This window comes from Halomonas sp. (assembly GCF_014859505.1).
Classification (GTDB): Bacteria; Pseudomonadota; Gammaproteobacteria; order Pseudomonadales; family Halomonadaceae; genus Halomonas.
The window spans coordinates 1-5,000 of sequence record NZ_JACUUD010000168.1 but is presented as its reverse complement, the minus strand read 5'-3'; the positions used below and the strand labels follow the sequence as shown (position 1 = coordinate 5,000).

7 protein-coding genes are annotated in these 5,000 nt (G+C 68.5%); 5 read left to right on the top strand and 2 right to left on the bottom strand.

Translation table 11 applies throughout. The annotated features are described in order from the left end of the window. The first annotated feature begins 104 nt into the window (after positions 1-104). From IBX53_RS14555 to IBX53_RS14540, 4 genes are all read left to right on the top strand, one after another. The gene (locus IBX53_RS14555) at positions 105-449 is read left to right on the top strand and encodes an arsenate reductase (RefSeq protein ID WP_290910631.1); all 345 of its coding nucleotides are present in this window, start codon (positions 105-107) and stop codon (positions 447-449) included. Positions 450-510: 61 nt separating this feature from the next. Beyond that, complete coding sequence (dapD, locus tag IBX53_RS14550) at positions 511-1,536, top strand: 2,3,4,5-tetrahydropyridine-2,6-dicarboxylate N-succinyltransferase (RefSeq protein WP_290910628.1); 1,026 nt, start codon at positions 511-513, stop codon at positions 1,534-1,536. Then, complete coding sequence (gene dapE / locus IBX53_RS14545; protein ID WP_290910626.1) at positions 1,523-2,695, top strand: succinyl-diaminopimelate desuccinylase; 1,173 nt, start codon at positions 1,523-1,525, stop codon at positions 2,693-2,695. Before dapD ends, dapE begins: the two co-directional genes overlap by 14 nt. 7 nt (positions 2,696-2,702) lie before the next feature. Then, positions 2,703-3,104 (top strand): hypothetical protein, encoded by a 402-nt coding sequence (locus IBX53_RS14540; RefSeq protein WP_290910624.1) that lies wholly within the window; start codon positions 2,703-2,705, stop codon positions 3,102-3,104. 87 nt (positions 3,105-3,191) lie between these two features. Here the strand turns inward: IBX53_RS14540 and IBX53_RS14535 are convergent, their stop codons facing one another. Further along, a complete protein-coding gene (locus tag IBX53_RS14535) occupies positions 3,192-3,656 on the bottom strand; it encodes a cold-shock protein (RefSeq protein WP_290910622.1) in 465 nt (154 codons plus the stop codon). 92 nt (positions 3,657-3,748) lie between these two features. Here IBX53_RS14535 and IBX53_RS14530 point away from each other — a divergent pair, with 92 nt between their 5' ends. Continuing rightward, positions 3,749-3,994 (top strand): SlyX family protein, encoded by a 246-nt coding sequence (locus IBX53_RS14530; protein ID WP_290910621.1) that lies wholly within the window; start codon positions 3,749-3,751, stop codon positions 3,992-3,994. A 4-nt stretch (positions 3,995-3,998) separates the two neighbouring features. On the opposite strand, the gene trxB is transcribed toward IBX53_RS14530, so the two are convergent. After that, positions 3,999-4,949 (bottom strand): thioredoxin-disulfide reductase, encoded by a 951-nt coding sequence (gene trxB / locus IBX53_RS14525; protein ID WP_290910619.1) that lies wholly within the window; start codon positions 4,947-4,949, stop codon positions 3,999-4,001. Positions 4,950-5,000: the final 51 nt, after the last annotated feature.

The window sequence follows — 5,000 nt, the reverse complement described above, 5'->3', positions numbered from 1 at the left end:
ACCAACCCCGGCGCCGGGCGGCTGCGCCTGGCGCTGGTCGCCGAGGTCGACGCCACCGTGGAGGCGGCCCGCCGCCTGCGTCGCTTCATCGAGAGGAGAGGCTGATGTTTACCCTGTACGGCATCAAGAACTGCGACACCTGCCGCCGCGCCCGCAAGGCAATGGACGGCTCCGGCATCCCCTACCAGTTCCACGACCTACGCGAGGATGGCCTCTCCGCCGCCCTGCTCGAGCACCTTCTCGAGAAGGTGCCGGTGGTGGAGGCCCTCAACAAGCGCAGCACCACCTGGCGCAATCTCCCCGACGAGGAGAAGCAGGAGGTGGACGCCAACAAGGCCCGCGAGCTGCTGCTCGCCAACCCCACCCTGCTCAAGCGCCCGCTGCTCGACACCGGCGACGAGATCCTGGTCGGCTATCGCGACGGCGACTACGACAACCTGCAGGGCTAGGCCCCCGCCTGCCCCGCACACGCAGCCACTTCATGCAGCCTCTCTTGAAAGGACAGAATCCATGCTGAGCTTTGCACTCGGAATCGGCACCCAGAACACCCAGGGCGACTGGCTGGAAGTCTACTACCCGGCCCCCCTGCTCAACCCCGACGCCAGCCTGGTGGAGGCCGCCGCCAGGGTGCTGGACGCCCCCGCCGGCAACGCCGCGGTGAGCTTCCTGCCCGAGCACTGCGCCACGCTTGCCGCCGCCCTGCGCGAGGCCGGCCACGCCGACCAGGCGGAGCTGGCCGAGGCCTTCGCGGCCAGCCAGCGCCCCCTGGTGGCCATGTTCCTGGAGAAGGACACGGCCCCCGAGTCGGCGCCGGAGGTCTACCTCAAGCTGCACCTGCTCTCCCACCGCCTGGTCAGGCCCCACGATCTGGACCTCACCGGCATGTTCGGCCTGCTGCGCAACGTGGCCTGGACCAGCGAGGGCCCCATCGACATCGAGGAGCTGCCGGCTCGCCGCCTCAAGGCCCGCCTGGCCGGTCGCACCCTCTCGGTGGACTGCGTCGACAAGTTCCCGAAGATGACCGACTACGTGGTGCCCGGCGGCGTGCGCGTCGCCGACACCGCCCGGGTGCGCCTGGGCGCCTACCTGGGCGAGGGCACCACCGTGATGCACGAGGGCTTCGTCAACTTCAACGCCGGCACCGAGGGCCCCGGCATGATCGAGGGCCGCATCTCCGCCGGCGTGATGGTCGGCAAGGGCTCCGACCTCGGCGGCGGCTGCTCCACCATGGGCACCCTCTCCGGCGGCGGCAACATCGTCATCAAGGTGGGCGAGGGCTGCCTGATCGGCGCCAATGCCGGCATCGGCATCCCCCTGGGCGACCGCTGCACCGTGGAGGCGGGCCTCTACCTCACCGCCGGCGCCAAGGTCGCCCTGCTCGACGACCAGGGCCAGGAGGTCAGGACCGTGGCCGCCCGCGAACTGGCCGGCCAGGATGACCTGCTGCTGCGCCGCAATTCCCGCAACGGCCGCATCGAGTGCCTGACCAACAAGAGCGCCATCGCGCTCAACGAGGCACTGCATGCCCACAACTGATCCGGCCGGTCTCTCGCCCACCCTGCAGCTCGCCTTCGAGCTGATCCGGCGCCCCTCGGTGACGCCGGACGACCTGGGCTGCCAGGCGCTGATGATCGAGCGCCTCGACGCGCTCGGTTTCCATATCGAGCGCCTGCCCTTCGGCGACGTGGAGAACGTCTGGGCCACCCGCGGCCACCACGGCCCGCTGCTGGCCTTCGCCGGCCACACCGACGTGGTGCCCAGCGGCCCCCACACCCGCTGGGATTTCCCGCCCTTCGAACCCTGCATCGACGATGAGGGCATGCTCAGGGGGCGCGGCGCCGCCGACATGAAGGGCAGCCTGGCGGCCATGGTCACCGCCGTGGAACGCTTCGTGGCGGCCCACCCGGACCACCACGGCCAGATCGGCTTTTTGATCACCTCCGACGAGGAGGGCCCGGCGGTGGACGGCACCCGTGCCGTGGTCGAGCACCTGCGCGAGCGCCACGAGCGGCTCGACTACTGCATCGTCGGCGAGCCCTCCTCCACCGCCCGGCTGGGCGACGTGATCAAGAACGGTCGGCGCGGCTCCCTGGGCGGCGTGCTGCACATCAGGGGCGTGCAGGGCCATGTGGCCTACCCGCATCTGGCGCGCAACCCCATCCACCAGGCGATGCCGGCCCTGGACGCCCTGACCCGCGAACACTGGGACAACGGCAACGCCTTCTTCCCGGCCACCAGCTTCCAGGTCTCCAATATCCGCTCCGGCACCGGCGCCACCAACGTCATCCCCGGCGAGGTGGAGGCGGTGTTCAACTTCCGCTTCTCCACCGAGGTGACCCACGAGCAGCTGCGGGAACGCACCGCGGCGATCCTCGACGCCCACGGCCTCGAGTACCAGCTGGACTGGACGTTGAACGGCGAGCCCTTCCTCACCGCCGAGGGCGAACTGGTCGAGGCGGCCGTGCTCGGCGTGGAGGAGGTGATGGGGCATCGTCCGGAGCTCTCCACCTCGGGGGGTACGTCAGATGGCCGCTTTATCGCCACCCTGGGCAGCCAGGTCGTGGAGCTGGGTCCGCTCAATGCCACCATTCACCAGGTCAACGAGCGCATCCGTGCCGCCGACCTGGACGAGCTGAGCCGGGTCTACGAAGCGATCCTGAAGCACCTGTTCATCAACGGCAGTGCCCGACCCTGAGGCCGACATGACATCCGACAGCCAAGCGCGCTACCCCGATATCGAGATCTACCTGGCAAAGGCTCCCGTCGAGGCGCTCGCCGAGTGGCTGGGGGCGGCCATCGGCGCCGAACCCCTGGCGCCCGCCGGCAAGGGCCAATGGCGCACCCGTGGCCATCATGACGGCGAGGAGGTCCCGGTGCTGCTGGTGGAAAAGGCCGCCGACGGCTTCGCCAGCCTGTGGTTCGACAGCCCCGCCACCCCCTGGGAGAACGATGCGGACTGTGCCCGTGCCGCCGCCACCCACCTGGGATGCGAGGTGCGCTGCACACTGGGCAGCTGGCATCCCGGCGACGACCCGGACCGTTTCCTGCAGGTGCTGCCCGACGGCAGCGAGGCCGAGATCGACTGGCCCGACTCGGGGCACTGAGCCCTTCCGCACCGACTGCCCCCACAACGACAGCGCCCCGCACGATGGCGGGGCGCTGTTATCAGGACCGACGGCAGGCGACGAAGATCAGGTGATCACCGTCACATCATCGGCCTGAAGCCCTCTCTCATTCTCGATGATGTGGTAGCGGACCTTCTGCCCCTCGGCCAGGGTGCGATGACCGCGTCCCCGGATGGCACGGAAGTGGACGAAGACATCCTCCCCGCTGTCGCGGGTGATGAAGCCGTACCCCTTGTTGACGTTGAACCACTTCACCTCGCCGATCTCGCGATCGTCGTTCTCGACCTCGGCCAGATTGACCAGTTGCGGGGTGAGCACGTTGACCGCCAGGGTCGCGATCAGCAGCATCAGGAAGACCGCCAGCGCCGCGGCCACGTAGACCACGGCGATGCCGCCGATCTCGAGGCTGGCAAACAGCGCCTCGGCGAGATCGCCGCCGGCGAGATGCACGAACAGGGCAATCAACAGCGGCGCGGGGGCGGCCAGCAGCAGGCTGACCAGGCTGCAACGAAACATGACCTTTCGATTCATGGACTCGAGTGACTCTCTTGTTGGATGAACGTAATAGACAACCACGGGAAGGTGCCACGATGAACGATGACACGCAGCGCAGAGATTCTAGCATGAGCCTGCACCAGGCGTCCGGTGCCCTCGCCGAACGCCTCGAGGCACTGGAGAGCCGGATCGCCTACCAGGAGCACTGGCTGGACACCCTGGACGAGGCCGTCGCCGCCCAGGAGCGGCGCCTCACCCGACTGGAGCGGATCAACGACCTGATGCAGGAGAAGCTGCGTGACCAGCAGAGGGCGCTGCAGGAAAGCGATGCGGCGGCGCCAGGCCCCGCGGACGAGGTGCCGCCGCACTATTGAGGGTTTACAGTTCGTCCAGGTAGCGCTCGGCGTCCAGCGCGGCCATGCAGCCGCTGCCGGCGGAGGTGATGGCCTGGCGATAGACATGGTCCATGACGTCGCCGGCGGCGAACACACCCGGGACGCTGGTGGCGGTGGCGTTGCCGTCGAGGCCGGACTGCACCCTGATGTAGCCACCGTTCATCTCGAGCTGGCCCTCGAAGATGCCGGTGTTGGGGCTGTGGCCGATGGCGATGAAGACGCCGGGCGCCACCAGCTCCTTCGTCTCGCCGCTCTCGGTGGATCTGATCCGCACCCCGGTCACGCCGCTGTTGTCGCCCAGCACCTCGTCGAGGGTGTGGTTCCACTCCAGCACCACCTTGCCCTCCTCGGCCTTCTGGAACAGCTTGTCCTGGAGGATCTTCTCGGCGCGCAGGCTGTCGCGGCGGTGCACCAGGGTCACCTTCGAGGCGATATTGGCCAGGTAGAGCGCCTCCTCCACGGCGGTATTGCCGCCGCCCACCACCACCACCTCCTGGTTGCGGTAGAAGAAGCCGTCGCAGGTGGCGCAGGCCGACACCCCCTGGCCCATGAACTGCTGCTCCGAGGGCAGCCCCAGATAGCGGGCGCTGGCGCCGGTGGCGATGATCAGGGCGTCGCAGGTGTAGGTGCCGTTGTCGCCCTTGAGGGTGAAGGGTCGGCTGCGTAGCTCCACCTCGTGGATATGGTCGAAGAGCACCTCGGTGTCGAAGCGCTCGGCGTGGCGCTTCATGCGCTCCATCAGCTCCGGGCCCTGCACGCCGGCATCGTCGCCCGGCCAGTTGTCCACGTCGGTGGTGGTGGTCAGCTGGCCGCCCGCCTGGATGCCGGTGATCAGCACCGGCTTCAGGTTGGCGCGGGCTGCATAGACCGCGGCGGTGTAGCCCGCCGGGCCCGAGCCAAGGATGATCAGGCGTTCATGGCGCACATCGCTCATGGAAGAAACCTCGTGGCAATATCGTGTGAAAGTGGCGCCATTGTAGCAGCC

Excerpts from the sequence above, each read along its gene's own strand:
- IBX53_RS14555 (WP_290910631.1), top strand. The coding sequence starts at position 105 with ATGTTTACCCTGTACGGCATCAAGAACTGCGACACCTGCCGCCGCGCC.
- dapD (WP_290910628.1), top strand. The coding sequence starts at position 511 with ATGCTGAGCTTTGCACTCGGAATCGGCACCCAGAACACCCAGGGCGAC.
- dapE (WP_290910626.1), top strand. The coding sequence starts at position 1,523 with ATGCCCACAACTGATCCGGCCGGTCTCTCGCCCACCCTGCAGCTCGCC.
- IBX53_RS14540 (WP_290910624.1), top strand. The coding sequence starts at position 2,703 with ATGACATCCGACAGCCAAGCGCGCTACCCCGATATCGAGATCTACCTG.
- IBX53_RS14535 (WP_290910622.1), bottom strand. The coding sequence starts at position 3,656 with ATGAATCGAAAGGTCATGTTTCGTTGCAGCCTGGTCAGCCTGCTGCTG.
- IBX53_RS14530 (WP_290910621.1), top strand. The coding sequence starts at position 3,749 with ATGAGCCTGCACCAGGCGTCCGGTGCCCTCGCCGAACGCCTCGAGGCA.
- trxB (WP_290910619.1), bottom strand. The coding sequence starts at position 4,949 with ATGAGCGATGTGCGCCATGAACGCCTGATCATCCTTGGCTCGGGCCCG.